Annotated in this window: 28 protein-coding genes and 1 pseudogene; 12 read left to right on the forward strand and 17 right to left on the reverse strand. The window is 72.4% G+C overall.

What is annotated here, in order from left to right; all coding sequences use genetic code 11:
* Window positions 1–59: 59 nt before the first annotated feature.
* The 4 genes from ACQEVZ_RS37095 (at window position 60) to ACQEVZ_RS37110 (ending at window position 3,492) form a co-directional block, all read left to right on the forward strand.
* Window positions 60–671 carry a TetR/AcrR family transcriptional regulator gene (locus tag ACQEVZ_RS37095; protein ID WP_344503360.1) on the forward strand — a complete coding sequence of 204 codons (612 nt, stop codon included), beginning with the start codon at window positions 60–62 and terminating at the stop codon, window positions 669–671.
* A gap of 106 nt (window positions 672–777) precedes the next feature.
* Window positions 778–1,713: a CAP domain-containing protein gene (locus ACQEVZ_RS37100; RefSeq protein WP_433375241.1), complete on the forward strand. Its 936-nt coding sequence runs from the start codon at window positions 778–780 to the stop codon at window positions 1,711–1,713.
* A 240-nt stretch (window positions 1,714–1,953) separates the two neighbouring features.
* Window positions 1,954–2,829 carry a DUF4397 domain-containing protein gene (locus tag ACQEVZ_RS37105; protein ID WP_433375244.1) on the forward strand — a complete coding sequence of 292 codons (876 nt, stop codon included), beginning with the start codon at window positions 1,954–1,956 and terminating at the stop codon, window positions 2,827–2,829.
* 18 nt (window positions 2,830–2,847) lie between these two features.
* A complete protein-coding gene (locus ACQEVZ_RS37110) occupies window positions 2,848–3,492 on the forward strand; it encodes a class F sortase (RefSeq protein WP_433375247.1) in 645 nt (214 codons plus the stop codon).
* A 242-nt stretch (window positions 3,493–3,734) separates the two neighbouring features.
* On the opposite strand, the gene ACQEVZ_RS37115 is transcribed toward ACQEVZ_RS37110, so the two are convergent.
* The gene (locus ACQEVZ_RS37115; protein ID WP_433375250.1) at window positions 3,735–4,634 is read right to left on the reverse strand and encodes an AurF N-oxygenase family protein; all 900 of its coding nucleotides are present in this window, start codon (window positions 4,632–4,634) and stop codon (window positions 3,735–3,737) included.
* A gap of 47 nt (window positions 4,635–4,681) precedes the next feature.
* Between ACQEVZ_RS37115 and ACQEVZ_RS37120 the strand changes: the two genes are divergently transcribed.
* The gene (locus tag ACQEVZ_RS37120; protein ID WP_433375253.1) at window positions 4,682–4,969 is read left to right on the forward strand and encodes a DUF4873 domain-containing protein; all 288 of its coding nucleotides are present in this window, start codon (window positions 4,682–4,684) and stop codon (window positions 4,967–4,969) included.
* 237 nt (window positions 4,970–5,206) lie between these two features.
* Here the strand turns inward: ACQEVZ_RS37120 and ACQEVZ_RS37125 are convergent, their stop codons facing one another.
* On the reverse strand, window positions 5,207–5,638 hold the full coding sequence (locus ACQEVZ_RS37125; RefSeq protein WP_344503366.1) for an SsgA family sporulation/cell division regulator: 432 nt from the start codon (window positions 5,636–5,638) through the stop codon (window positions 5,207–5,209).
* A 455-nt stretch (window positions 5,639–6,093) separates the two neighbouring features.
* Here ACQEVZ_RS37125 and ACQEVZ_RS37130 point away from each other — a divergent pair, with 455 nt between their 5' ends.
* Window positions 6,094–6,426: a TIGR02611 family protein gene (locus tag ACQEVZ_RS37130; protein WP_433375256.1), complete on the forward strand. Its 333-nt coding sequence runs from the start codon at window positions 6,094–6,096 to the stop codon at window positions 6,424–6,426.
* Between the two features lie 289 nt (window positions 6,427–6,715).
* Complete coding sequence (locus ACQEVZ_RS37135) at window positions 6,716–7,072, forward strand: histone-like nucleoid-structuring protein Lsr2 (RefSeq protein WP_344503368.1); 357 nt, start codon at window positions 6,716–6,718, stop codon at window positions 7,070–7,072.
* 131 nt (window positions 7,073–7,203) lie between these two features.
* Here the strand turns inward: ACQEVZ_RS37135 and ACQEVZ_RS37140 are convergent, their stop codons facing one another.
* The 8 genes and pseudogenes from ACQEVZ_RS37140 to ACQEVZ_RS37175 all read right to left on the reverse strand — a co-directional run.
* A complete protein-coding gene (locus ACQEVZ_RS37140; protein WP_433375260.1) occupies window positions 7,204–8,193 on the reverse strand; it encodes a LacI family DNA-binding transcriptional regulator in 990 nt (329 codons plus the stop codon).
* 13 nt (window positions 8,194–8,206) lie between these two features.
* Window positions 8,207–9,037 (reverse strand): carbohydrate ABC transporter permease, encoded by an 831-nt coding sequence (locus tag ACQEVZ_RS37145; RefSeq protein WP_344503370.1) that lies wholly within the window; start codon window positions 9,035–9,037, stop codon window positions 8,207–8,209.
* Window positions 9,027–9,911, reverse strand: a complete 885-nt coding sequence (locus ACQEVZ_RS37150; RefSeq protein ID WP_433375265.1) for a carbohydrate ABC transporter permease — start codon at window positions 9,909–9,911, stop codon at window positions 9,027–9,029. The genes ACQEVZ_RS37145 and ACQEVZ_RS37150 overlap by 11 nt, the downstream gene beginning before the upstream one ends.
* Window positions 9,908–11,188: an ABC transporter substrate-binding protein gene (locus ACQEVZ_RS37155; RefSeq protein ID WP_344503372.1), complete on the reverse strand. Its 1,281-nt coding sequence runs from the start codon at window positions 11,186–11,188 to the stop codon at window positions 9,908–9,910. Before ACQEVZ_RS37155 ends, ACQEVZ_RS37150 begins: the two co-directional genes overlap by 4 nt.
* 26 nt (window positions 11,189–11,214) lie before the next feature.
* Window positions 11,215–12,819: an FAD-dependent oxidoreductase gene (locus tag ACQEVZ_RS37160; protein WP_433375269.1), complete on the reverse strand. Its 1,605-nt coding sequence runs from the start codon at window positions 12,817–12,819 to the stop codon at window positions 11,215–11,217.
* Window positions 12,816–13,781 carry a LacI family DNA-binding transcriptional regulator gene (locus ACQEVZ_RS37165; protein ID WP_433375272.1) on the reverse strand — a complete coding sequence of 322 codons (966 nt, stop codon included), beginning with the start codon at window positions 13,779–13,781 and terminating at the stop codon, window positions 12,816–12,818. Before ACQEVZ_RS37165 ends, ACQEVZ_RS37160 begins: the two co-directional genes overlap by 4 nt.
* A gap of 211 nt (window positions 13,782–13,992) precedes the next feature.
* Window positions 13,993–14,115 carry a hypothetical protein gene (locus ACQEVZ_RS37170; protein ID WP_433377307.1) on the reverse strand — a complete coding sequence of 41 codons (123 nt, stop codon included), beginning with the start codon at window positions 14,113–14,115 and terminating at the stop codon, window positions 13,993–13,995.
* Window positions 14,116–14,192: 77 nt separating this feature from the next.
* Window positions 14,193–14,375, reverse strand: a pseudogene (locus ACQEVZ_RS37175) (transposase); the annotation flags it as partial.
* Window positions 14,376–14,609: 234 nt separating this feature from the next.
* Here ACQEVZ_RS37175 and ACQEVZ_RS37180 point away from each other — a divergent pair.
* Window positions 14,610–15,476 carry a transposase gene (locus ACQEVZ_RS37180; RefSeq protein ID WP_433377181.1) on the forward strand — a complete coding sequence of 289 codons (867 nt, stop codon included), beginning with the start codon at window positions 14,610–14,612 and terminating at the stop codon, window positions 15,474–15,476.
* 172 nt (window positions 15,477–15,648) lie between these two features.
* On the opposite strand, the gene ACQEVZ_RS37185 is transcribed toward ACQEVZ_RS37180, so the two are convergent.
* Genes ACQEVZ_RS37185 through ACQEVZ_RS37205 form a run of 5 tightly spaced genes read right to left on the reverse strand, consistent with a single transcriptional unit; the run spans window position 15,649 to window position 19,744 of the window.
* A complete protein-coding gene (locus ACQEVZ_RS37185) occupies window positions 15,649–16,281 on the reverse strand; it encodes a maleylpyruvate isomerase N-terminal domain-containing protein (protein ID WP_433375275.1) in 633 nt (210 codons plus the stop codon).
* Window positions 16,278–17,198 carry an ABC transporter ATP-binding protein gene (locus ACQEVZ_RS37190; RefSeq protein ID WP_433375278.1) on the reverse strand — a complete coding sequence of 307 codons (921 nt, stop codon included), beginning with the start codon at window positions 17,196–17,198 and terminating at the stop codon, window positions 16,278–16,280. The genes ACQEVZ_RS37185 and ACQEVZ_RS37190 overlap by 4 nt, the downstream gene beginning before the upstream one ends.
* Window positions 17,195–17,977: an ABC transporter permease gene (locus tag ACQEVZ_RS37195; RefSeq protein ID WP_433375282.1), complete on the reverse strand. Its 783-nt coding sequence runs from the start codon at window positions 17,975–17,977 to the stop codon at window positions 17,195–17,197. The genes ACQEVZ_RS37190 and ACQEVZ_RS37195 overlap by 4 nt, the downstream gene beginning before the upstream one ends.
* On the reverse strand, window positions 17,970–18,764 hold the full coding sequence (locus ACQEVZ_RS37200) for an ABC transporter permease (protein ID WP_344503378.1): 795 nt from the start codon (window positions 18,762–18,764) through the stop codon (window positions 17,970–17,972). The genes ACQEVZ_RS37195 and ACQEVZ_RS37200 overlap by 8 nt, the downstream gene beginning before the upstream one ends.
* Before the next feature lie 11 nt (window positions 18,765–18,775).
* Entirely contained in the window at window positions 18,776–19,744 is a 969-nt protein-coding gene (locus ACQEVZ_RS37205; RefSeq protein ID WP_344503379.1) for a helix-turn-helix domain-containing protein, read from the reverse strand.
* Between the two features lie 71 nt (window positions 19,745–19,815).
* On the opposite strand from ACQEVZ_RS37205, the gene ACQEVZ_RS37210 reads away from it, so the two are divergent.
* Window positions 19,816–20,247, forward strand: a complete 432-nt coding sequence (locus tag ACQEVZ_RS37210) for a rhodanese-like domain-containing protein (protein WP_433375286.1) — start codon at window positions 19,816–19,818, stop codon at window positions 20,245–20,247.
* Here ACQEVZ_RS37210 and ACQEVZ_RS37215 read toward each other — a convergent pair.
* Together ACQEVZ_RS37215 and ACQEVZ_RS37220 are read right to left on the reverse strand one after the other, a co-directional pair.
* Window positions 20,233–21,168 (reverse strand): zinc-binding dehydrogenase, encoded by a 936-nt coding sequence (locus tag ACQEVZ_RS37215; protein ID WP_433375289.1) that lies wholly within the window; start codon window positions 21,166–21,168, stop codon window positions 20,233–20,235. The genes ACQEVZ_RS37210 and ACQEVZ_RS37215 overlap by 15 nt on opposite strands.
* A 43-nt stretch (window positions 21,169–21,211) precedes the next feature.
* Entirely contained in the window at window positions 21,212–21,883 is a 672-nt protein-coding gene (locus ACQEVZ_RS37220; protein ID WP_344503382.1) for a class I SAM-dependent methyltransferase, read from the reverse strand.
* 117 nt (window positions 21,884–22,000) lie between these two features.
* Between ACQEVZ_RS37220 and ACQEVZ_RS37225 the strand changes: the two genes are divergently transcribed.
* Genes ACQEVZ_RS37225 through ACQEVZ_RS37235 form a run of 3 tightly spaced genes read left to right on the forward strand, consistent with a single transcriptional unit; the run spans window position 22,001 to window position 25,613 of the window.
* Window positions 22,001–22,519, forward strand: coding sequence for a (2Fe-2S)-binding protein (locus tag ACQEVZ_RS37225; protein ID WP_344503645.1), 519 nt, complete (start codon window positions 22,001–22,003; stop codon window positions 22,517–22,519).
* A complete protein-coding gene (locus ACQEVZ_RS37230; RefSeq protein WP_433375293.1) occupies window positions 22,516–23,502 on the forward strand; it encodes an FAD binding domain-containing protein in 987 nt (328 codons plus the stop codon). Before ACQEVZ_RS37225 ends, ACQEVZ_RS37230 begins: the two co-directional genes overlap by 4 nt.
* Complete coding sequence (locus ACQEVZ_RS37235) at window positions 23,499–25,613, forward strand: xanthine dehydrogenase family protein molybdopterin-binding subunit (protein ID WP_433375295.1); 2,115 nt, start codon at window positions 23,499–23,501, stop codon at window positions 25,611–25,613. Before ACQEVZ_RS37230 ends, ACQEVZ_RS37235 begins: the two co-directional genes overlap by 4 nt.
* The last annotated feature ends 27 nt before the right edge of the window (window positions 25,614–25,640 follow it).

Below are 25,640 nucleotides of genomic sequence, written 5' to 3' on the forward strand. Positions count from 1 at the left end.
ACCGTGCAGGGACCGCGAAACAGGGGTGGCGCGAATGAGCGGCGAGCGGAGGTGCTGGCGTGAGTGAGGCAGCGGTCGGGCAGCGGCGGGTCGACGGGCGCACGCTGCGGGCCGAGCGGACCCGGCGGGCCATCGTCGACGCGCACCTCGCGCTGCTGGAGGAGGGCGACCTCAAGCCGACGGCGGAGCGGATCGCGGAGCGGGCCGGGGTGTCGCTGCGGGCCCTGTGGACCAACTTCAAGGACATGGAGCGGCTGTTCGCGGCGGCCGGCGCGCGCCTGATGGAGCGGCAGACCGCCGAGCACCGGCCCGTCCCGCCGGACCTGCCCCTGCCCCGGCGGATCGAGGCGTACTGCGAGCAGCGGGCCAGGCTGCTGGAGCTCATCGCGCCGGCGGCCCGGGCGGCCCGCCTGCGGGAGCCGTTCTCCGCGGCGCTGCGGCACAACCGGACCTGGTACGTGACGAACGCCCGCGACGAGCTGGAGAAACTCTTCGCCGAGGAGCTGGACCGCACCGGCGACAGCCGGGAGGAGACCCTGCACGCGCTCACGGTGGCGACCACCTTCGCGTCGTGGTCGATGCTGCGCGACGAGCTGCACCTGGACGTGCCCGCCGCGACCGGGGTGCTGCGCCGCGGGGTGACGGCGTTGCTCAGCGCGACCGAGGCATAAGTTTCGCTTAGATCGTCGTGAAATCGGCATCGCTGGTTGGGTCCGGCGGCGGCGCGGCTCATAGGCTTCGGTGCGGTTGAGTCGTCTGTGCCTCAGGAGGCAGCTGGTGTCCGCGTTCGGCCCGTACGACGCCCGCAACACCGAACCCGCCCGCCCCGCCTACGGCGGCGCCCCGCAGGGCGACCCCCGGACGCCCTACGGCGACGGCCGGGACGCCGGCTTCGGCAGCGGCTACGGCTCCGCCGACGGCTACGGCCAGGGCGACGGTTACGGCTACGGGAGCGCGCCGTACGGCGAGGGCCAGGGCGACGACGCCGCGGACGCGCAGGGGCCCAGGCACCGCCGCGGCACCCGGCTCGCCGTGATCGTCGGCGTCGGGGTCGCCGCGCTGCTGGTGGTCGGCGCGACCGCGTTCGGCGGTGCCGTGCTGCTCGGCCACGACGGCGACACCGGCGACGCGGCCCGCACCTCCGTGGCGGGCGACGCGACCGGCGACCCGGCGAACGCGGGCGACCCCGCCGCCGCCGGGAGCGGGGACGCGAGCGCCACGCCCGAGGCCGCGGCCAGCAGCGCCGCGCCGCCGAGCGTCACGCCGACGAAGGCGCAGACCACGCCGCCCGCGAAGCCGAAGACGACCGCCCCCGCCGCGCCCGGGAACCTCTCGTACGAGCAGCAGGTCCTCGTGATCGTCAACGCCGAGCGGGCGAAGGCCGGCTGCAAGCCCCTGGCCTACAACGCGAAGCTCGCCACCGCGGCCCGCAAGCACTCGCAGGACATGGCCGCCAACGACTACTTCTCGCACACGTCGCAGGACGGCACCAGCTTCGCGACCCGCATCACGAACGCCGGCTACAAGTGGTCCGGCGCGGCGGAGAACATCGCGAAGGGCCAGAAGACGCCCGCCGACGTCATGAAGGCCTGGATGAACAGCTCCGGCCACCGGGCCAACATCCTCAACTGCGGCCTCAAGGACCTCGGCGTCGGGCTGGCGTACCAGGGCAAGACCCCGATCTGGACCCAGGACTTCGGCAGCCCGAGATAGCGAGGCGGCCCGAGACAGTGAGTCGGCCCGAGATGGCAAGGCGGGCCGAGACAGTGATCGTTACCGATCAGTGACCGCCCAGTAGCGGAAAAGGACCGTCCAGCGGTTGTGTTTCGCCGCCCCGTTCGGCATCGTGCACATCGGTCAGTGCTTATGGTGCCCGGACGGATTACTCAGTTTCCCTCGCTCGGGTACGTACCCTCGAACCATCCCTCCTGGTGGTCCATCGAGCAAAGGGACATGATCGTGATCGGTGCTTCACTGCGGCGACGGACCGCGGCGCTCTCCGCGGCGGCACTCATCGGCCTCGGCCTCTCGTTCGCCGGCGCCTCGCCGGCGTCGGCCGCCGGGGTCGGCTACGTCCGCCTCGCGCACCTGTCGCCGGACACGCCCGCCGTCGACGTGTACCTGAGCTCGGTCAGCGGGTCGATGGCGACGCAGAAGTTCGACGCGGTCGGCTACGGCGTGGTGTCGAAGTACCTGCCGCTCGCGCCCGGCACGTACGCGGTCGCGATGCGCACCAAGGGTGCCGCCGCCGACAGCCCGCCGGTGCTGAGCACCCAGGCCACCGTCGTGGAGGGCAAGGCGTACACCGTGGCGGGCGTCGGCAAGTTCACCGACCTCGGCCTGCGCGTCATCCCCGACGACCTGGCGCTGCCGGAGCAGGGCAAGGCGAAGGTCCGCGTCGTGCAGGCGTCGGTGAAGGAGCCGGTCCTGGACGTGTCGATCGCGGGCGGCGCGAAGGTGGCGGGCGGTGTCCAGTTCGCCTCCACGACCGACTACCAGCTGGTCGACCCCGGCAAGTGGACGCTGCGGCTCACCCCGCCGAGCGTGACCACCGCCGCGACCACGGTCACCGCCCCGCTGCAGGCCGGCAGCGTCTACTCGCTGATCGTCCTGGACGGCAAGAACGGCCTCACCGCCCAGCTGCGCACCGACGCGACCAGCAACGGCGTGCCCGCGGGCGGCGTCGACACGGGCGCCGGCGGCACCGCGGGCGACCCGGACCGCACCGGCCTCTGGCTGACGTTCGGCTCCGCCGCGCTGCTGGTGGTCCTCGCCTCGGCCGGCCTGCTGGTCCTGCGCCGCCGCCACCGGGTCCCGACCCAGCTCTGACGCACCGGGGAACGGCACATGGTCAGGTCGGCGGGCCGGGTCGTCCGGCACCGCACGCCGCGGCGCCGGACCCTGACCCTCGTCGCCTGCGTCCTCGCGCTCGCCGCGCCGGTCTTCACCGGCGCGGCGACGCTCGTCGGCCGCCGGATCGACATCGACGCGGGCGAGTCGACCTGGATCGTCCCGCACCGCATCGACCTGGACCTGCCGGGCGATACCGGGCAGGACACGCCGCCGACCCGGCTGCGGATCGCGTCGCTCGGGGTCGACACCGGCCTCGAGTCCCTCCAGGTCGACCCGAAGGGCGAGCTGCAGAGCCCCAAGGTGTACGACGAGGCCGGCTGGTTCGCCGCCGGCACCGTCCCGGGTGACCCGGGCCCCGCGGTCCTCGCCGGCCACGTCGACTCCCGCACCGGCCCGGCGGTCTTCTACAAGCTGCACGAGCTGAAACCCGGCGACCGGGTCGAGGTCCAGCGCGCCGGCGCGTGGCTCACATTCAAGGTGACGGCCCGCGAGCACTACGAGAAGGCCAGGTTTCCCAGCGCCAAGGTCTACGGCCCGACGCCGCTGCCGGAGCTCCGGCTCATCACCTGCGGTGGCGAGTTCGACACCGCCAGGCACTCCTACCGCGAGAACGTGGTGGTCTACGCGGTGCTGAGCTGAGGCTCAGCGGGCGGGGAAAGTTTAAGGTCGGTGTGCCAGGTCGCCTCGCGGCGATAGGCGCATCACGGCTCCAGCCGAACGGTATTCCGTGAAGGCAGTGTGGTGAGGCCCGGGGACACACAGCACACCGACTCACCAAACAGTAGCGCGCCCACCACCCGCCGTCCCGTGATCTGCGTCTCTCACAGCAAGGCCGGCCCCGCAGCAAGGCCGGCCCCGCAGCGAGACGGCAATGCCGGCTCTCACAGCAGGGCCGAGGACCGCCACAGGCGCCTGGCCGGGCCGGCGACGAGTCCGAGCTCCTGCAGGTACGTCGTGATCCGCTCGGCGGACCAGCGCAGCGTCTCCCGGAACGCGGGGTTGCGCCACGCCACCGCGCGGGCCTCGGCCGGGTCGAGGCCGACCGCCGCGTACGCCCCCGGGTGGATCAGCGAGTGGGTGACGGTCCAGGCGGCCCGCCCGATCATCAACCGCGAGTAGGCCAGGCTGATCGGGCCGGCACCGGCGACCTGCCGGGCCAGCTCGTCGCGGGCGTAGCGGATGTGCCGGGCCTCCTCCACGACGTGGATCCGCGACACCATCCGCACCAGCGGCTGGAGGCTGTCGTCGGCCATCGCCTCGCGCTGCAGGGCGTCCAGGATCTCCTCGGCGATGAGCGCGGCGGCGAAGGTCTGCACGCCGCCGGCGGTCGCGCCGAGGTACTTGCCCAGCGCGCGCTCCAGCGGTGCGGGCCGGTACGCGGGGGTGCCGAACGCCTCGATCATCCGGGCGAACATGATGGAGTGGCGGCACTCGTCGCCGATCTCGGTGAGCGCGTACTGCACGTGACCGGTCCGCGGATCCTGGTCGCTGACGTGGCGCAGCAGCAGCCGCATGAGCAGCATCTCGAACCAGATGCCGACGCTGGCGATGCTCGCGACCTCGTGCTTGGACAGCTCGACGCGCTGCTCGCGGGTGAGCCCGTCCCACAACGGGGTGCCGGCCAGCGACAGCCGGTGCTCGGGCGCGTACATGCGGCCCGGGTCGAGCGGCGCCCGCCAGTCGATGTCGACGTCGGGGTCGTAGGACGTGCCGGCGGAGATCTTCAGCAGCCGCGCCGCGGTCGCCTCGCGCGCCGTCTGAGGGGTGTCGGTCGTCGGCATCGCAGCTCCCTTGACGGCGCCGGCAGGACTTGGTACTCATCAGTACCATGCCTGAGGAACCGCGACCGGTCAAGGCCGAGCTGCTCGTCGACGGCGCCGCCCACGCCGTTGAGCTGCACCTGAGCGGGCACTTCCAGCCGCTGGACGGCCGCTACCACTGGGGCGGGCGGATGGCCGGCGGTCCGGCGGTGCCGGCGCTGGTGCGCGCGGGCCGCCGTGACGTGCTGCTGCGGTGCGCACCCGCCGACGCCGTGCCGGCCCGCCTGCTGGAGATCGACCCGTGGGGCAATGTCCGCTTCGGCGGGACCGGCGCTCCGCCGTGCACCATGGAATGAAGGGAAGGAAGCCCGAATTCCATGGTGCACAGGGAAGGAAACCCGATGGGACGGCGGCGGAAACGTCGGGCGCCACGCCTCGGCCAGGCCCTCGGCAGCTGGCGGGCTGCTCGCGGAGGGTGGTCGTCGGTGTGGCGCCCGGTTGACGCGGTCCCGGTGGTGCGGTTCGCGGTCGGTGGCTGTGCCGTGGGGCGCCCCGCTGGCAACTGCGGGGCCGGCCCGTGGGCGGTTGCGAGGTCAGCGCCCCGCGAGCAGCCGGCTGACGGCGTTGTCGACGTCCAGGTGGTCCGTCTCGTGCCCGCGCGGCACGACGCTGTACGTCCGGCGCAGGAATCGCACCAGCACGCTGCGTGGGACCTCGAACAGTGCGTTGCCGTCCGGCGAGGACAGTGCCAGTGCGACGAAGTCGCCGCGCGGGCCGTTCCAGGGCCAGACCCGGACGTCGCCGATGCCGGCGGGCTCGTCCAGACCGGTGAAGAGCAGCTCACGCGCGAAGGACCAGCTGACCGGCTCGCCTCCCGCCGACTCGGCGTGGAAGAGGACGTGGACCGCGTACGGGTCGTTCGGGTCGTAGCGCAAGCTGGCTCGCACCGGCAAAGCAGTCGCGTCGGGCGCGACGAGTCGTAGGGATGTCTCGACCTCGACGGTCGATGGTCGGATAGCGCTCATGTCGTACTCCCCCCGGCACCGCTGCGGAGCATGCCGTGCCCCGCCTCTCTTATGTTGAGGCGATTCCCAGTGTTACGCGTAGTGATTCTACGATCTCACTCTGTAGTGTTTCTGGGCCCGATTTGCCGTCAACCGAACAACGTGCGCGCGATGTCCGGTTTTCAGTGCGTGACCGGGGTCCTTGACGTGACGTGTGGGTCGTACGTCAATTCATTCGGGTAACGTCCAGTGGTTCGTGGGAGTGACGGGTTATCCAGTGATGGGAACGGAAATTGCGCGACAGTGAGGCGGACGGGTCGGGCGTTACGCCTGATTCCGGACGGCTTGGCTCTCCCCAGGGTGACTTCCGGCGTGTCGCTGCGCCGGACCTGGCCGCCGAAGCGGGTAGTGAGCCCGAAGCCGACCTGCGGGGCGCCCTCGGGCCCGGTGGCCGGTGGCGGCGGATCGCCGACCGGTTGCTGGGCTGGCGGGAGCGTCTCTACGCGACGCGGATCGGCCGCTTCGGCGTGAAGATCGTGGTCGCGTTCGCCGGCACGCTGGTCATCGCCGTCGGCGTGGTGCTGCTGCCGTTGCCGGGGCCGGGATGGCTCATCATCCTCGGCGGGCTGGCGATCCTGGCGATGGAGTTCCACTGGGCGCGGCGGCTGTTGAAATTCACGAAACGGCAGTTGCAGCGCTGGACCCGCCTGGTACGGGAGGGTTCCTGGCTGGTGCGGATCGTCTCCGTCGGAGGACTGCTGCTCGTCGTTGGTGCGGCGTTGCTGCTGTCGCTCCGGATGCTCGCCTGACTTCACGACAGCGATCATGCGAGCGCCGGGGATGAGGCAAGCACATCCGGGCGGGGTGACTCGGCGGCCGCGGGTTCGCCGACCTTAACCGATTGTGCGCGTTTCATGTTGTATGCGTTTCGTGACGGTCTGATTCAGCGAGGGGTGAGCGAAAACGGTACGGTGGGAGTAATGTCGCCCCGATCGGGGCGTACTATCCCGCTGAGTATCTTGGTTCGTGTCCAAATGATGCGGCACGCACGTGTCGGTGATGCGGCACGCATTGGCAGCACCTGAAGAAAGGCCACCCATGGCGAAACGCGTCATCCACGAGCTGATCGACGACATCGACGGCAAGCCCGCCGCCGAGAGCATCGTGTTCGCGCTCGACGGCGTGCAGTACGAGATCGACCTGTCCGCGTCCAACGCGGCGAAGCTCCGCGACGCAGTCGCCCCGTTCGTCGCCGCCGCGACGAAGATCGGGCGGGGCGGCGTGGTGAGCACCGTGCGCGGCCGCGAGGTGCGCGGCCGGGGCGTCACCCGCGGCGACCGCGACCAGAACCGTGCCATTCGGGAATGGGCGCAGGCCAAGGGTATCGACGTTTCCGACCGGGGCCGGATCAAGCAGGACGTGGTGGACCGCTACCACGCCGAGGCCGGCCGCTAAACACGATCAACCGGCTGCGGATCGGCGCCGGATCGGCACAGGATTTCCACGGGTTGAGAAACCGGTCGATGCAGCGTCGCATTCCGGTGAAAACGCGAACGAGCCGCGGCCCCAACGGGGTCGCGGCTCGATCACAATATGCGGCTAAGTGTCGCGCCCGGATGGACGGTGCACGGCAGCAACCGCTGCACGGCACCACCGCCCTCGATCGTCTCGGTCAGCTGGTCCACGGCCTGCCAGCCCATTTCCCGGCGCGGAATCCGCAGCCCGGTGATGCTCCCGTCGACCGGCGCCAGGCCGCTGGGCTCGCCGAGCGCCACCACCGACAGGTCCCCGGGCACCGCCAGCCCCCGCTCCCGGGCCGCCGCCACCAGCGCGACCGCGTCGGCGTACTCCTCCAGGAACACGGCCGTGAGCCGCTCCCGCCCGATCGCGTCCAGCCATCCGGTCGACGGCGGCGGCAGGTGTACGACTGCCGCCGGGCCGGCGGAGAAGAAGCCCCGGAGCCGGTCGGCGTGCGACTCCGCGGGCCCACCGGTCCCCAGGTAGCCGATCCGGGAGTGTCCGAGCCCAGTGGCCCGCTCGACCAGCGCCGCCACCGCCGCGGGGTAGTCGGCGCCCACGTAGGGGACCGGCCCGCCGGCGTCGTCGCGCCGGCCGACGGACACGAACGCGTGCCCCTCGCCGACGAGCCGGGCCAGGTCGTCGCGGTCGACCCACCGCCCGAGCAGGATCGTGCCGTCGGCGATCCCGATCCGGCTGTCGGCGTGGAAGATCCGCCGGCTGTCGGCCCGCGACGTGAAGAGCAGCAGGTCGCAGCCGACCTGCTCGGCCCGCTGCTCGATGCCGACGAGGAACGGATGGTAGAAGTCCGCCGCCGTGCTCGGGAACACCGGCTCGTACGTGAACACCCCGAGGATCCGGTTCCGCCCCGAGACGAGCCGCCGCGCCACCGGGTCGGCGACGTAACCGGTGGCGCGGATCGCGTCCAGGACCCGCTGCCTGGTCTCGGGCGCGATCCGCACGTCGTCACCGGTGCGGTTGTTGAGCACCAGCGACACCGTCGCCTGGCTGACCCCCGTCATCCGCGCGATGTCCCGCTGCGTGACCCTTCTGCTCACGCTGGAAGGTGTATCACCCTTTGAGTCCCGTGTGGGCGAGCCCTTCGACGAACTGGCGCTGGGCGAGCACGAACACCACGAGCACCGGCAGCGCGGTCAGCGACGCGGCGGCCAGCTGGACGTCCCACATCGGCCCGCCGTACGCGTCGACGTACTGCGTCAACGCCTGCGGCAGCGTGAACTTGTCCTTGCTCGACAGGTACACCACCGGCTCCAGGAACAGGTTCCAGCTGTTGAGGAACGTGAAGATGCCGACCGCCCCCAGCGCCGGGCGGGCGAGCGGCAGGGCGATCAGCCGGAACGTGTTGAACCGGCCGAGCCCGTCGACGCGCGCCGCCTCCTCCAGCTCCTTCGGCAGCGTCACGAAGAACTGCCGCATGATGAACGTCGCCAGGACGCTCGGCGCGCCGAAGATCGGCACCAGGATCAGCGGCCAGTGCGTGTCGATCAGCCCGAACCGGTTGAACAGCTGGAACAGCGGCACGATCGTCACCTCGCTCGGGATGAGCAGGCCGGTGAGCACGACCACGAACATCGCGTTCTGCCCGGGGAACTGGATCCGGGCGAAGGCGTAGCCGGCCAGGGACGCGACCGCCATGGTGCCCACGGTGACGACCGCCGCGATGTACAGGCTGTTCCAGTACTGCTCCGCGAACGGCTGCAGCCGGAACACCTCCCGGTACGCGCCGAAGTGCCACTCGGAGGGCAGCAGCTTCGGCGGGTACGTGAAGATCTCGCTCGTCGACTTGAACGACGACGTCACCATCCACCAGGTCGGGAACACGAACGGCACGCAGAGCACCGACAGCAGCCCGTACACCAGCACCTTGGCCTTATTGCTCATGGACGACCCACTTCCGGCGCAGCTGCCACTGCACGAGCGTCAGGGCGAGCACGATGACGAACAGCAGGATGGCCAGGGTGGAGCCGTAGCCGAAGTGATGGAACTGGAACGCCTGCTGGTAGAGGTAGTAGACGAGCACCGTCGTCGACGTGCCCGGCCCGCCCTGGGTGAGGACGGCGATCTGGGCGAAGACCTGCAGCGACCCGACCACGGTGATGATGGACGTGAGCAGGATCGTGGGGCTGATCATCGGCACCGTGATGCGCCGGAACCGGGTCCACGCCGACGCGCCGTCCAGTTGGGCGGCCTCGTACAGCTCACCCGGTACACCTTGCAACGCCGCCAGGAAGAGGACCATGTTCAGGCCGACGTTCTTGAACACCTGCACCGCGATCACCGACACCATCGCGGTCGGCCCGGTCCGCAGCCAGTTCGGCCCCTCAATCCCGACGGTCTGCAGCAGTCCGTTGACGCCGCCGTTGGACTGCAGCAGGAAGCCCCACACGATCGTCCAGGCCACCAGCGACACGACGACGGGGGAGAAGAACAGCGTCCGGTACACCGCGAGGCCCCGCAGCCGCTGGTTCAGCAGCACCGCGAGCAGCAGCGCCAGGCTGAGGTTGAACACCACGAGGCCGACGGAGAAGATCGCGGTGGAGCGCAGCACCGACGGCAGGGTCGGGTCGTCGAGCAGGGCCTGGTAGTTGTCGCCGCCGACGAACTCGAAGCTGCCGGCGAGCACGTTCCACTCGTGCAGGCTGTACCAGAGGACGAGGCACAGCGGCGCGAAGACGAAGACGGCCGAGCCGGCCAGCTGGGGGGCGATGAACAGCCACCCAGCCAGCCGGTCCGCGGTCTTTGACCGAAGCCTCACTGCTTCGCCAGTTGCGGGGAGATCTTCGCGCACACGCCGGACAGCACCGCCTTGACGTCGGCCTGCGGCTGCCACAGCGGGTCGAGGCTCGCGCGGACGTTCTGCGACAGCTCGGCGAACCCGGCGTGGCTGGGGCCGACCGCGCCCTTGGTGATGCCGTCGACGACGACCTTCTGCAGCTGCTCGGGCTTGAGCAGCGGGTTGGTCTTCGCGAGCGTCTCGGCGGTCTGCTGCGACGTGCGCGGCGGCGGGAAGTACGCGGCGAGCTTCGCCGAGTTCGCCGGGCTGGTCATGAACGCGAGGAACTCCTGCGCCGCGGTGGCGTGCTTGCCCTTCTTGAACACCCCGATGCCGGCCTGGCCGAACACCGCGTAGTCGCCGACCTTGCCCTTCGGCAGCGGCACCAGGTCCCAGCCGAACTGGTTCTTCAGCAGCGACGCGCGGCTGATCTGGGTGATCGTCATGGCCGCGTCGCCGGCGAAGAAGTCGGCGGTGACGCCCGGGCCCGGCAGGGCCTTGTCGGTGAAGATCGCCTTGTGCAGCGTCGTCATCGCCTCGACCATCTCGGGTTTGTCGAAGCCGCAGGTCTTGCCGTCGGCGCTCCACGCCTGCGCGCCCCAGCCGCCCCAGAAGCTGGCCAGGTTCTGCCACGACTTGTAGTCGAAGTCCCGCACGACGAGCCCGGCCTTGCCGGTGGCGGCGTTGACGGCCGACGCGGTCTGCAGCGCGGTGTCCCAGTTCCAGTTCCCGGCCGCGATGAGCTCCGCGGGCGTGGGCTTGCCCGCCTTCTTCACCAGGTCATTGTTGACGAACATGCCGAACGGCGAGGTCGAGAACGGGTACGCGTACAACTTCCCCTGGCTCTGCCAGAGCTTCATCGGGCTGGCGCCGAGGTCCTCGAACTGATAGCCCGGCGTCTTCTTCAGCGTGTCGTCGAGCGGGACGAGCGCGCCGGAGGAGACGAAGTCGGGCGCGGAGTTCTCCAGGATCCAGGCGAGGTCGGGCTGGTTGCCGCCGGCGATCTGGGTGGTCAGCGCGGTGGTGTACGTGTCGAACGGCAGCGAGTCGAACTTGATCTCGGTGACGTTCGGGTGGGCGGCCTTGTACTCGGTGGCGATCTCGTTGAACAGCTTCAGGTGCGCCTCGTTGGCGGTCCAGATCGTCATGCGCAACGAAACCGGTCCGGTGTCCTTCGGCGTTTCCTTGTCGCCCGAGCCACACGCGGTGAGGCCGAGCAGGGCCGCGGTGGCGATTGCCAGCGATGCTTTCAGTCGCATGGGGGTCTCCAGAAGGTGGGGTGTCTTCAGTACGCGGTGACGTCGGGCCAGGCGAGCTCGACGCCGTCGGCGGTGAGCCGGGACTGGAAGTCGGCGAGCCGGGACGGGTCCTCCCGGACGGCGCGGGGAGTGGTGCCCTCGTTCAGGCAGAACGCGGCCAGGGCGCCGGCGGCCTCGCCGATGTTCCACTCGACGGGGTGCAGGCGGTAACAGCCGTTGGTGATGTGGGTCGTGCCGAGGTTCTTCGCCGCCGGCAGGAGGTTCTCCACCCGGCGGGGCAGCAGCGCGCCGAGCGGGATCTGGAACGGGCTGGACGGCACGTCGATGTACGTGTCGCCGCCCGTGGACGGGTGCAGGTCGATGCGGTACATGCCGACCCCGACCGAATCGGCGTAGGTGACGCTGCCCTTGTCGCCGCGGACCGCGTGGGACAGGTCCTGCTCCACGATGGTGTAGTCGGCGAGGATGCGCCGCGACTCGCGCACGTACGGCGCCTGGGCCAGGCCGTCGCTGCCGCCCGTCACGTCGCCGCGCAGCCGCAGGCCGGGGAAGCCGGTGCCGCCGTCGGGTCGCGGGGCCTCCGTCTGCAGCCAGTACAGCACCGACATCGACAGCTCCCGGGCGCGCGCCAGCTGCTCGTCCGCGTCCGGGACGTCGATGACCGGGGCCTCGAAGTAGTCGATCATCGGCCAGTTGACGAGCGAGATGTCGCTGCCGTACGCGCCCGGCGTGAACAGGTTGCGGGCCGCGATCCGCCGGAACGTCCACAGGTTCGCGTCGCCCGGGTTGAGCCGCTGGTCGGCCACGACGCCCAGGGGGTCGTCGTCGGGGTTGGGCGTGAAGCTGCGCTCGGAGATCTCCAGGGTCCGCGGGTGCGGCGAGCGCCACGACAGCAGCGGCCCGCCCCAGAACGGCGGCGTGTAGGCCCGCCAGAACCCGTAGGAGTCGGGCCGGTCGATGGTGTGGTCGCCGTCGACGTGGTCGATCGCGAAGCACACCGAGACCGCCTGCATGTTCGCCGGCTGCGCCGTCGCCGGTGCGCTCGGCTCGCCCGTGTCGTCCTGCGACTCGAAGCCCGTCACGTACTCGGTGCCGGTCAGCGGCAGCAGCTCGCCGGTCTCGGTCGCGTCCAGCACGTACCGCGCGGTGACGACCGTCTGCTCGCCGGTGTCGCGGTGCCTGCCGGTCACGGACGTGACCCGGTCGCCGTCGCTCTCGGCGGCCGTCGCCTTCCACGGCTGCAGCACGCGGAGCCGGCCGCCGCCACGGTACGGCTGGAGCATCGCCTCCAGCACCGCCTTCGCCACCGCGGGCTCGTGACACAGCCGGCTCACGCCGCCGGCGCCGGGGTTCAGGTGCACCCACCGCCGGGCCGCGTCGGTCAGCGGGTAGTACCGGCGGTAGTAGTCGCGGATCCCGTCCCTGAGCGCCCGGTAGCTGGCCGTCACGCCGAACTGCTCGACCCAGGAGTGCTCGTCCGGTGGCACGGCCTGGCTGGTGAGCTGGCCGCCGATCCAGTCGAACTCCTCGGTGAGCACGACCGTCCGCCCGGCCCGCAGCGCGGCGAGCGCCGCCGCCACCCCGCCGAGCCCGCCGCCCACGACGAGCACGTCCGCCGTGATCTCCTTCACGTGTCTCTCCTCGATCTTGCTGTTTTCAGGGTTTCACCCGCGACGAGCTCGCAGGCCAGCAACGTCTGCCGGCCCTGCGCCCCGTTGACCAGTTCGGTCAGGTGGTCCACGGCCTGCCGGCCCATCTCGCTGCGCGGTGTGCGGAACCTCGTCACGTCCAGCGGCGGGGGAGTGGCGCCGGCCCTGGTCGGCTCGCCGAGCACCACCACCGACACGTCGCCGGGCACGTCCCGCCCGTGGTCGCGGAGGTTGGTGATGAGCTCGGCCGCGTCGGCGGGCTCCTCCAGGAAGATCGCGGTGACGTCGTCCTGGGGCGTCCACCGCAGCTGGTGGGTGGCGTGCACCCCGGCCGCCAGGCATGCGTCGGCGAACCCGCGCAGCCTGTCGAGGTGCGACTCGGCGGGCCCGCCGGTGCCGACGTAGGCGAACCTCCGGTGCCCCAGCGCGACGGCCTGCGCGACCAGCGCGGCGGTCGCGCCCCCGTAGTCGGCCCCCACGTACGGCACGTCCGGCGAGTCCCGCCGCCCGACGCTCACGAACGGGTGGTGCTCGCCGACCAGCCGCGCCAGCTCCTCTTTCCCGATGAACCGCCCGAGCACGATGCACCCGTCGGCGAGCCGCATCCGGTGCGGCCCCGACGTGAACAGCAGCAGGTCACACCCCACCTGCTCGGCCCGCTGCTCGATACCCACCAGGAACGGGTGGTAGAAGTCCGCGGTCGTGCTGGGGAACACCGGCTCGTAGGTGAACACCCCGAGGATCCGGTTGCTGCGGTCCGCCAGCCGGCGGCCGACGACGTCCGCCACGTAGCCGGTGGCGCGGATCGCGTCGAGCACCCGCTGCCGCGTCTCGGGCGCGATCCGGATCTCGCTGTCCGCCCGGTCGTTCAGCACCACCGAGACCGTCGCCTGGCTGACGCCCGTCATCCGCGCGATGTCCCGCTGCGTGACCCGACGCCCCACGACGATCCCCTTCGCTAATGCGTATCAGCACCTTCAGGGCTCGAATCCTGCGCTCGCCCGGGCAGCGCCGTCAAGCGCCGGGGGAGGTTTCGTTACCCGTTCGCGTCAGTGACTAATACGCATTATCAGCGAACTCCCCGCGGTGGCTCGGGCCTGACAGACACGGGGAGCGTGGCCGCGATCTCGAAGACACAGGGCCGTCGGCGAGCCGTCACGCCTGCGTCACACCGGTGGCGAGACGCTCAGCCACCAAGGCCGTGTCTCTTGGATCTCGGGTGGTGAGGTCGCGGAGCCAGATTTTGATGGTGGTGACGTCGATGGTGGCCAGGTACATGAAGGCACGCCTGCCATGACCGCCGGGCAGCCGATGCGGTCGTGGCGTTGCCCGGCGGTGAGGGTCCGGCTGAGGGGTCGGCTGCGGCGGTCGGCGTCCAGGCGCAGCCGTTCGGCGATGCGTTGCCAGGTGCCGTCCAGAGCCCAGCGTCGTTTGCGCTGGTAGATGGTCTTCCAGTTGCCGAACCGGGCGGGTAGGTCCCGCCACGGGACGCCGGTGCGTTCACGGAACAGGATGCCGGAGATCACGGTGCGGTGGTCCCGCACCGGCCTCCCCGCGGCCTGCTCGCCGCCGCCACGCAGCCCGGTCCAGCTGAGCCGTTGGGGGCGGTCCTGACCGCCGGCGACGACTACGCCAGCTCAGCCAAGCCCATCATCGACTGGGATGACAAGCCCGCCCGCGAGGCGTTGATCGATTCCCGCGCCCGAGACGGTCACGCGCTCCTCGCGGCTCTCGACGGGCGTCAAGACCTGCCCGAACCCCTCGCCCAGGCCATGCGGCTCCTCGCTACCGTGCTCGGCCAGGACCTGGAAACCGGCCGTGACGGGGTGCTGCGCATCGCCCGGAAGGTCGCCCCGGACCGGGTCATCTCCACCGTCGATCCCGAAGCCCGGCACGGGCACAAGACCAGCCACCGCGGCTTCGACGGCTACAAAGGCCACATCGCCGTCGACCCAGACAGCGAGCTCATCACGGCCACCGCGGTCACCGCCGGCAACACCGGCGACGCCGAGCCCGCCGCCGGTCTCATCGCCGACCTCACCGAACCAGCCGGCGAACCAACCGGCGACGCCGCGGTCTACGGCGATTCCGCTTACGGCGCCGGCGAGGTCCTCGACCACCTGCACACCCACCGCATCGACGCCAAGACCAAGGTCCAGCCACCCAACGCACCCGCCGGCAAGTTCACCAAAGACCGCTTCACCATCGACCTCGGCACCCAGCAGGTCACCTGCCCCAACGACGTGACCATCCCGATCCGGCCGGTCCGCGGCCACGACCGCCACGCCGGCAAGGCCGACTTCGGCCGCGCCTGCACCACCTGCCCGCTGCGCGCCCAGTGCACCGACTCCAAAACAGGCCGTCAGATCACCATCAGCCACTGGGAACGCCACCTTGCTGCCGCCCGCATCCGCCAGCAAGATCCCGCCTGGCAGTCCGACTATCGCGCCACCCGCCCGAAAGTCGAACGCAAAATCGCCCATCTCATGCGCCGCCGCCACGGCGGCCGCCACGCCCGCATGCGCGGCCGGGCCCGCATCGCCGCCGATTTCAATCTCCTCGCCGCCGCCGTCAACCTCGCCCGGCTCGCCACGCTCGGCCTGGTCCACGCCCCACACCGCGGCTGGGCTCTCACCTGACGACATGAGAACCCAGCATCATCCGTCCCGCCAAACACCCACAGCCCGCCAGAAGCCCCGACAACCCTTACCAGCCAACGGACCCCGCGCACCATGCCGGAACCAGTTCCCGGCCCGGACACACCGTGGGCTGATCGACGTGTCCGATCAGCCCACGTTTAACACCAGTCACCTAGTCGCGTTCGTGGAGGGGGCGGCCGTCCCAGCGCCACTCGGAGCGGGCCGGGTGGTCGGGGAGGGCGCGGCGGCCGGTGGCCCACAGCAGGAGCTCCCACGGGTCCGGGTGGTCGGGCAGGCCCGGGAAGAGGCGGTCGAGGGCCCGGGCGCACAGGTCGGCGGGCGGGGTCCAGGCGACGCCGGTGCCGGCGGCGGCGTCGAAGGTGTGGACGAGGACCTCGACGACGCCCATGGCGGCGAAGCCCGGGGCGTCGCTGACGCCGTACGGGTGGTACGCCCGGCGCGACGGCGGGGCGAGGGTCACGGCGCCGGCGAGCATCGCGGCGCAGGCGGACAGCGTGCGGAGCAGGCCGAGGGTGCCGCCGGAGCGCTCGACGAAGACGGTGCTGACGGGGCCGCCGTCGTACTGGGAGCGGTAGGCGATCGGCAGGTAGGCGGTCACCGGCGGGTCGGGCACACCGATCTGGGCCGCGTAGGCGAACAGGTCGTCGGCGGCGTGCTCGACGACCTCCCAGCAGGTCCAGGTGAGGGTGCCGGCGGGGCGGTCCCAGCCGTCGTCGGGGACGCCGGCGAGGGCCTCCCGGGCCAGCGCCACCGAGACCAGGACGTCGTCGGAAGGGGTGGTCACGACGCGTACAACCTCCGCACCACGGCTTCGATGTCGGGCTCCTCGATGGTCAGGTCGTGCACCTGGGCGCGCGACGCCACGACGGACAGGATAGCGGCGACCGTCGTCTCGCCGGGAGCGAACGACAGCCGCTGGCGCAGGCCGCCGGCCTCGACACCGACCAGGCGGGTGCCGGGGACGCCGACGAGATCGGGGGCGGGCTCAGTGAGGTCGAGCACGACGATGCGTTCGGCGCCGACCTGGCCGGCGAGCTCGGTGAGCGTGCCGTCGAAGGCGAGCCGGCCGTGGTCGACGACGAGGATGCGCTCGGTGAGGCGGCGCACGTCGCCCATGTCGTGGGTGGCCAGCAGCAGGCTGGTGCCGTGCTGGGCGCGCTGCTCGGTGAGGAACACCCGCAGACGCTCCTTGCTGAGCACGTCGAGGCCGATCGTGGGCTCGTCGAGGATGAGCAGCTCCGGGCCGTGCAGCAGCGCCGCGGCGACCTCGCCGCGGATGCGCTGGCCGAGCGACAGCTGACGGACGGGGGTGTCGACGAAGTCGCCGAGGTCCAGGCGGTCGACGAGCTCGCCGGTGCGGGCGCGCACCGCGTCGGGGGCGAGGCGGTGGATCGCGCCGAGGGCCCGGAACGAGTCGCGCAGCGGCAGGTCCCACCACAGCTGGCTGCGCTGCCCGAAGACGACGCCGATGCGGCGGGCCAGCTGCCGGCGCTGCCGCAGCGGCTCCAGGCCGCAGGTCAGTGCCGTGCCGGAGGTGGGTTTGAGGATGCCGGTGAGCATCTTGATGGTGGTCGACTTGCCGGCCCCGTTGGCGCCGATGTAGCCGACGGCGGCGCCGCGCGGGACGTCGAACGAGAGGTCGTCCACGGCCGTCTTCGCGCCGAACGCGCGGCTCAGGTTCGACACGGAGATGATGTTCACGATCCCGCTCCCGTGTAGTGCCGCAGGCCCGCCCGCCAGCCGAGCAGCGCCACGATCCAGACCGCCGCGGCGGCGACGGGCGAGCACCAGCCGAGGGCGCCCCCGCCCGGCAGGTCGAGCAGGGTCAGCACCGGCAGGTAGGCCACGAACGCCGCCGGCACGACGAACGTGAAGAGCACGCGGACGGGCGTGGCGAACACGCTCGCCGGGAACTGCGCGGCGTAGTTGCCGCCGTACACGAACGACGCGGTGAACTCGGTGCCCTCGACGAGCCAGAACTGCACGGCGGCGGCGCCGACGAAGAACGCGGCGAACAGGGCCGCGCCGGAGCAGACGGTCACCGCGAGCAGCGCACCCTTCGCCGGCGTCCAGTCCACATCGGACGAAGCCAGGGCGATGACGGCGATGGCGGTGCCGGCGACGGTACGGCCGAAACGCCGCAACGAGATGTCGGCGGTGATCAGCTGGGCGAGGACCGGCAGCGGCCGCAGCAGGAACGCGTCGAGCGTGCCGGCCCGCAGGTAGGTCGGCAGCGCGTCGAGGTGCCCGACGACCAGGTCGGCGAGGCTGAACGAGACGTGCCCGATCGCGAAGACGAGCACCGCGGCGGCGAAGTCGAGGCCGCCGAGCGCGGGCACGTTGGCGAAGATGACGTACAGCTCGCCGAAGCCGCTGACCGTCGCGCCGAGGCTGGCGAGGATCTCGACCGCGAACGAGCCGCGGTACACCGTCTGCGCCCGCATCCGCAGCCGGACGAGCACCACGTACGGGTTAGCCACCCTGGATCACCAGCTTGCGCGTGCCGAAGCCGAAGACGACCCGGCCGGCGGCGAGCAGCGCGGCGGCCCACGCGGCCTGCACGGCCAGCAGCCGCACCGCGTCCCAGCCGGCGGCGTGGCCCATGAGCACGTCGATCGGGGTCTGCAGCATCGACGGGAACGGGCTGGCGGCGGCGACGGCGGCGAGCCAGCCGGGGAACCAGTGCACCGGCACCGCGAGGCCGCACAGGATGTTGGTGACCAGCAGGTACAGCGTCATCGGGCCGCGCAGGTCCAGCAGCCAGAACGCGGTCAGGTTGACCAGCCAGCGGCACGCGAACGACACCACGACCGCGAGGGCGACGCTCAGCACCCCGAGGGCGTACCCGAGCGGGTCGCCGGGCAGGGCGAGCCCCGTCACCAGCGCGCCGACGGCGAGCGGCGGCAGGCCGCGGGGCAGGAACACGAACGCCGCCCGGCCCAGGTCGGCGGCGAGGTAGGCGAGCATCGGGTCGACGGGGCGGGCCAGGTCGACGGCGACGTCGCCGGAGCGGATGCGCTGCGCCAGCTCGCTCCACGCGAAGAAGTAGACCGGGCCGATGAGGGCCTGCCCGAGCCACACGTAGGTGACGCCCGCCAGCGTGTCGTAGCCGCCGAGGGTGCCGCCGGCCACGGCGACCGTCGCGGTGACGACCCCGGCGCGGATCAGCCCGAAGACGCTGTTGGTGAACGCGCCCGCGAACGCCGCGAGCCGGTAGGTCGACCATCGCCGGAAGCCGATGCCGACGAGCGTCAACCAGAGGCGCACAGCGCGTCACCCTACCTGCCGGCGGCGCTCCTTTCTGTCCGGAACGCCTGCCGGTACGCCGACGGCGAGGTGCGCATGGTCGCGGCGAAGTGGTGCCGGAACGTGACCGGTGTGTCGAACCCGACCGCCGCCGCGATCTGCTCGATCGGCGTGTCCGTCGACTCGAGCAGCGCCAGGCTCGCCTGGACCCGCTGCCGGATCAGCCAGCGGATCGGGCTCGTGCCAGTGGTGCGGGTGAAGTGCCGCAGGTAGGTGCGCGGCGACATGTGCGCCTGCCGGGCCAGCACGTCGACGCTGAGCGGCTCCGCGAGGTGCGCGAGGGCCCAGTCGACGCTGCGGGCGATCCGGTCGTCGCCGACGTCGGCGGGCATCGGCGCCTCGATGTACTGCGCCTGGCCGCCGTCGCGGTGCGGCTGCACGACGAGCCGGCGGGCGACGGCGTTGGCGATCGCGGCGCCGTGGTCGGCGCGCACGACGTGCAGGCACAGGTCGAGGCCGGCGGCGCTGCCGGCGCTCGTCCACACGTCGCCGTCGGCGAGGTAGAGGACGCCGGGGTCCACGTGGACGGCGGGGAACCGGCGCCGCAGCAGGTCCGCGTAGCGCCAGTGGGTGGTGGCGCGCCGGCCGTCGAGCAGCCCGGCGGCGGCGAGCGCGAACGCGCCGGAGCAGATCGACAGGATGCGGGCGCCGCGGTCGTGCGCGGCGCGCAGCGCGTCGAGGACCGCGGCCGGCGGGTCCCGGTGCACGTCGGCGACGCCGGGCACGATGACGGTGTCGGCGGCGGCGAAGTCCGCCAGGCCGAACGGGGTGGTGAGCGTCGCCCCGCCGATCATCGGCACCGGCGCGGCGCTCGGCGCGCACACGACCAGGCGATACCAGGGCCGGTCGAACTCCGGGCGGGGCAGCCCGAACACCTCCGTGACGATCCCGGTCTCGAAGGCCGACATGCCCGGATACACCAGAACGGAGACGTCGAGCATGGCGGTATCTTAGCGGAGGGTGGCATTCACGCCACTGTTCCGCCGCCCGGTGGCGGCGACACCATGAACGCATGACCAACACCGCCGCCATCGAGCACTTCGCCGGACGCCTGCGCTTCGAGACCGACGTCAGCGACGTCCACGCCGCGCTGGAGGCCCGCACCACGGACTACGTCGTCGTCGACTCGCGCGGCGCGCAGGCCTGGGCGCAGGGGCACCTGCCGGGCGCCGTGCACCTCCCGACGGCGCAGATCGCCGGCCGCGCCGCCGAGCTGGTCCCGCCCGGCACCCAGGTCGTCACGTACTGCTGGGGCCCGGGCTGCAACGGCGCCACCCGGGCGGCCCTGGAGTTCGCGAAGCTCGGCTACGACGTCAAGGAGATGCTCGGCGGCTACGAGTACTGGGTGCGGGAAGGCTTCACGTTCGTGTCGCCGGCCGGGCCCGACCGGCGCCCCGCCGACGAGCTGACCGCCCCGCGCTGGGCCGTCTCATGTGACTGTTAGGACCGTCTTGCCGACGGCCGTCCTCGACTCGATCGCGGCGTGCGCGTCGGCGGCGCGGGCCAGCGGGAACGCCTGGCCGATGAGGGGCGCGAGCCGCCCGGCGGCGACGTCGTCCAGGGCGCGGGCCAGGTAGGCGCGGAAGCGCTCCGGGGGGAGCTGGACCTCGTCGATCCCCGTCGCGGTGACGCCGCGGGACCGCGCGACCGAGGGGTCGGCGGTGGCGAACGCGCCGGCGGGGGTGCCGTGCGCGGAGAACCGGCCGCCCTCCACGACGAGGTCGAACGCGGCGCGGCCGTAGTCGCCGCCGGCGCCGTCGAGGACCACGTCGAGCCCGCCGGTCGCCTCCCACACCGCGTCCGTCCAGTCGGCGACGCTGTAGTCGACGACGACGTCGGCGCCGAGCGTCCGCAGCGCACCGAGCTTGGCGGCACCGCGGGCCGCCGCCACCACCGTCGCGCCGGCGGCCTTCGCGGCCTGGACGAGCAGCGCGCCCATCCCGCCCGCGGCGGCGGTGACGAGCACCCGGTCGCCGGCGACGATCTTCACGACGTCCAGCAACGCCAGGGTGGTGACGCCGTCGTGCAGGATCGCGGCGGCCTCCCGCGGGCCAACCCCGCCGGGCACGTCGACGAGATCGGCGGCGACGACGGCGACCCGGGTCGCGTAGCCGCCGCCGGCGTGCCCGAGCCGGGCGAGGACCCGCCGGCCGCCGACGGTGCCGGCGACGCCGACGCCCGGCCGGTACGGCGGCGTCACCGGGAAGTAGGCGCTGCGGCCGGCCCGGACCTGGGTCTCCAGCCACAGGGTGTCGGCGGCCTCGACCTCGACGACCACCTCGCCGTCGCCCGGGACCGGGTCGGGCACCTCACGCAGTTGCAGGACTTCCGGCCCGCCGAAGCGGGCGACCTCGATCGCCTTCATGCGCACCAGCGTCGAACATGAAGTGACGTTGAGGTCAAGGGCGTCACAGCACCGCGGTGAACCAGCGCCGTCCGGGGTCGAGGTGGCGCTCGAAGCGCAGGCCCGCGCCGGTCAGGGCGGCGTGCAGCTCGGCGCGGCTCAGCCGGCGGGTGGCGAAGCGGTGTGTCCACACGGCGGCGTCCGGCGACCCGGTGTCGCGGTACGTGCACATCGCCTGCAGGACCGTGCCGTCGTGGGAGAGCGGGCTGTCGGTCACCTCGATGTCGCCGATGCGGCCGCTGACGGGGCGCATGTCGGCGAACACGCGGTCGAACCACGCCGGCGGCAGCCACTGGACCACGACCCGGCCGGCCGCGTCGAGGTGCCGGCGGCAGGCGGCGAGGAGCCGGCCGCGCAGCCGGTCGTCGGGGGTGTTGCAGAGGTGGCTCGCCAGCAGGACCACCGGGAACCGCCGGTCGAGGTCGAGCGTCTCGATGTCGGCGAGGACGGTGGTGGCGCCGCGCACGTGGGCGAGCATCTCGGCGGAGTTGTCGACGGCCGTCACCGGATGGCCGAGGCCGGTCAGCGGGTGGGTGAGCCGGCCGGCGCCGCACCCCAGCTCGAGGATCTCCGCGCCGGGCGGGACCGCCGCATGGACGAGCGCGGGCTCGCCGGTCGCCGGGAGCAGGCGATACAGGTCGACGGGACAGCCGTCCCGGGTGACTGCGCCGTTCACACCACTCACGGTCCCACAGTTCGGGTGACTTCGCGGACCCCGAAGGGTGGGGCGTGCATGGGTGGGGCCCGGCTGGGCAGGAGGTCGTCCGTGGAGAGCCAGTTCACCAGCGACGTCATGCTCAGCGTCAACGGTCACCCGCAGCAGCTGCGGACCGACAACCGGGCGACCCTGCTCGACGTGCTCCGCGAGCAGCTGCAGCTGCCGGGCACGAAGAAGGGCTGCGACCACGGCCAGTGCGGCGCGTGCACGGTCCTGCTCGACGGCCGGCGGGTGAACAGCTGCCTGATCCTCGCCGTCACCTGCCAGGACGCCGAGGTGACGACGGTCGAGGGGCTCAGCAGCCGCACCGCGACCCACACGGCGGCGCCGCCGGACGAGCGCCCGGCGCTGCACCCGATGCAGGAGGCGTTCGTGGCGCACGACGCGATGCAGTGCGGCTTCTGTACGCCCGGCCAGATCTGCTCCGCCGTCGGCATGCTCGAGGAGGCCCTTGGGGAGGGGTCGGCACAGGAGGGCGTGACGCTGGACGAGCACGAGATCCGGGAACGGATGTCGGGCAACCTCTGCCGCTGCGGCGCGTACACCAACATCGTCGCCGCGATCCAGTCGTCGATCGGGGTGGCCGCGCGATGAGACCGTTCGCCTACCAGCGGGCCGGCGAGGCCGGGTCCGCCGTCGCGGAGATGGCGCACCCCGGTGCCGCGTTCCTCGCCGGCGGCACCAACATCGTCGACCTGATGAAGCTCGGCGTCACCACGCCCGACCTGCTCGTCGACGTGACCGGCCTGCCGCTGCGGGACATCGAGGAGCTGCCCGACGGCGGGATCCGCGTCGGCGCGCTCACCGCCAACAGCGACCTCGCCGCCGACCCGATGGTGCGGACCAGGTTCCCGGCGGTCGCCCTGGCGCTGCTGTCCGGCGCGTCGGCGCAGCTGCGCAACCGGGCCACCCTCGGCGGGAACCTGTTGCAGCGCACCCGCTGCCGGTACTTCACCGACGTCACCAAGGCGTGCAACAAGCGGCAGCCGGGGTCCGGCTGCGACGCCCGCGACGGCGAGCACCGCGACCTCGCGATCCTCGGCGCCTCCCCGCAGTGCGTCGCGACGAACCCGTCGGACCTCGCGGTCGCCCTGGTCCTCGTCGACGCCCGGGTCGAGCTGCTGACGCCGGACGGGCCCGCGCAGATGAGCGTGCACGAGTTCTTCCGGCTGCCCGGCGAACGGCCGGAACGCGACACGAACCTCCCGCCGGGTGCGCTGATCACCGCCGTGGTGCTGCCGGCCAGCCCGATCGCGCGGCTGTCGACGTACCGGAAGGTCCGCGACCGCTCGTCGTTCGCGTTCGCCGCCGGGTCGGTCGCCGCCGCCCTGGACGTCCGCGACGGGATCGTGCGGGACGTCCGGCTGGCGTACGGGGCGGTCGCGCACCGGCCGTGGCGGGCGTACGCGGCGGAGCGGATGCTGCGCGGCGCGACCGCGACCGTCGACAGCTTCGAACGGGCCGCGGACGAGGAGCTCGCCGCGGCGAGACCGCTGCGGGACAACGCGTACAAGGTGCCCCTGATCCGCAACCTGACGGTCGGGGTCCTGCGGGGGATGACGGAGGCCAGCTGGTGACCACCGCGGTGAGAAGGACGGCGCCACCCGCGATCGGGGTGGCGAGCCCGCGCGTCGAGGCGTGGGACAAGGTCACCGGCCGCGCGCCGTACGCCATCGACCATCCGGTGCCCGGCGCCGCCTACGCGTGGGTGGTGCAGTCGACGGTCGCCCGCGGGGTCGTCACCGGCGTCGACACGTCGCGGGCGCTCGCGGAGGACGGCGTCCTGGCGGTCCTGTGGCACGGCAACGCGCCCCGCCTGGAGCCCATCGGCGATCCGGAGCTGCTGCTCCTGCAGTCGCCGCGCATCTCGTTCCGGGGGCAGGTCGTCGCCGTCGTCGTCGCGACGTCGCCGGAGGCCGCCCGGGCCGGCGCCGATCTCGTGCGGGTCAGCGAGGGCGGGACCATCGCCGACACGGTGCTGCGGATCGACCATCCCGCGCTGTACCAGCCGGTGCAGGTCAACGCCGGCTACCCGGCCCGGTCCGCGATCGGCGACGTCGACGCCGGGCTCGCCGCCTCGGCGGTGCGGGTCGACGCGACCTACCGCACGCCGGCGGAGCACCACTGCGCGATGGAGCCGCACGCGACGACCGCGTTCTGGGAGCGCGGCTGCCTCGTCGTGTTCGACGCGACCCAGGCCTCCACGTCGGTCCACGACGTGCTCGCCGGCCTGTTCGAGCTGCCGCCGTCCGCGGTGCGCGTCGTCAACGAGCACGTCGGCGGCGGCTTCGGCGGCAAGGCGGCGACCGCGGCCAACACGATCCTCGCGGCGATGGCGGCGCGGTTCGTGGGCCGGCCGGTGAAGCTGTCGCTGACCCGGCAGCAGGTCTTCGCGCTCGGCGGCTACCGCACGCCGACGATCCAGCGGATCCGCCTCGGCGCGTCGGCGCAGGGCGAGCTGCTCGCCATCGGACACGACGCGGTCAGCCAGACGTCGCAGCTGGCCGAGTTCGTCGAGCAGAGCGCGGTGCTGTCGCGGCACATGTACGCCGCGCCGAACCGGCTCACGACGCACCGGGTGGTGGCCCTCGACGTGCCGACCCCGGGATGGATGCGGGCACCCGGCGAGTGCCCGGGGTCGTTCGCCCTGGAGTCCGCGATCGACGAGCTGGCGTTCGCCGGGAACTGGGACCCGGTGCGGTTCCGGATCGACAACGAGCCGCCGGAGCACCCCGAGGAGCGGATCCCGTTCTCCAGCCGGCATCTCGTCGAGTGCCTGGAGGCGGGGGCGGAGCGCTTCGGCTGGGCCGCCCGCGACCCGCGCCCCGCCGTCCGCCGCGACGGCGAGTGGCTGATCGGCACCGGCGTCGCCGCCTCCACCTTCCCGGCGATCACGTGGCCCTCGACGGCCCTCGCCCGGGCGACCGCCGACCACCGCTTCGACGTGGAGGTCAACGCCGCCGACATCGGCACCGGCGCCCGCACCGTCCTGCGCCAGATCGCCGCCGACGCCCTCGCCGTGCCCCTCGAACACGTCGCGATCACCGTCGGCGACTCGGCGATCGGCCCCGCCACCGTCGCGGGCGGCTCGATGGGCACCGCCTCCTGGGGCTGGGCCGTCACCAAGGCGTGCGGCCTGCTGCGCGAGCGCATCGACCGCGACCACGGCGGCACGGTCCCCGACGGCGGCGTCGCCGTCCGCGCCGACACCACCCCCGACGTCCGCGACCGGCCGGACTTCGCCCGCGACGCGTACGGCGCCCAGTTCTGCCAGGTCCGCGTCTCCACCGTCACCGGCGAGGTCCGCGTCGACCGCCTGCTGGGCGTCTTCGCCGCCGGCCGCATCGTCAACCCCACCACCGCCCGCTCCCAGCTCATCGGCGGCATGACCATGGGCCTGTCCGGCGCCCTGCTGGAGCGCTCCGTCGTGGACCCCCGCACCGGCGACTTCGTCACCGGCGACCTGGCCGCCTACCACGTGGCCGTCAACGCCGACGTCCCGCGGATCGAGGTCGTCTTCCTCGACGAGGAGGACCCCCACCTCAACCCCATGGGCGTGAAGGGCATCGGTGAGCTGGGCATCGTCGGCACCGCCGCCGCCGTGGCCAACGCCGTCCACCACGCCACCGGCATCCGGGTCCGCGACCTTCCCATCGGCCTGGAGCACCTCGTCCCCAGAGCCCACTGACGTGGCCCGGGCAGACCAGCGAGCCGG

This window comes from Dactylosporangium sp. CA-152071 (genome assembly GCF_050936335.1).
GTDB classification, from domain to species: Bacteria; Actinomycetota; Actinomycetes; order Mycobacteriales; family Micromonosporaceae; genus Dactylosporangium; species Dactylosporangium maewongense.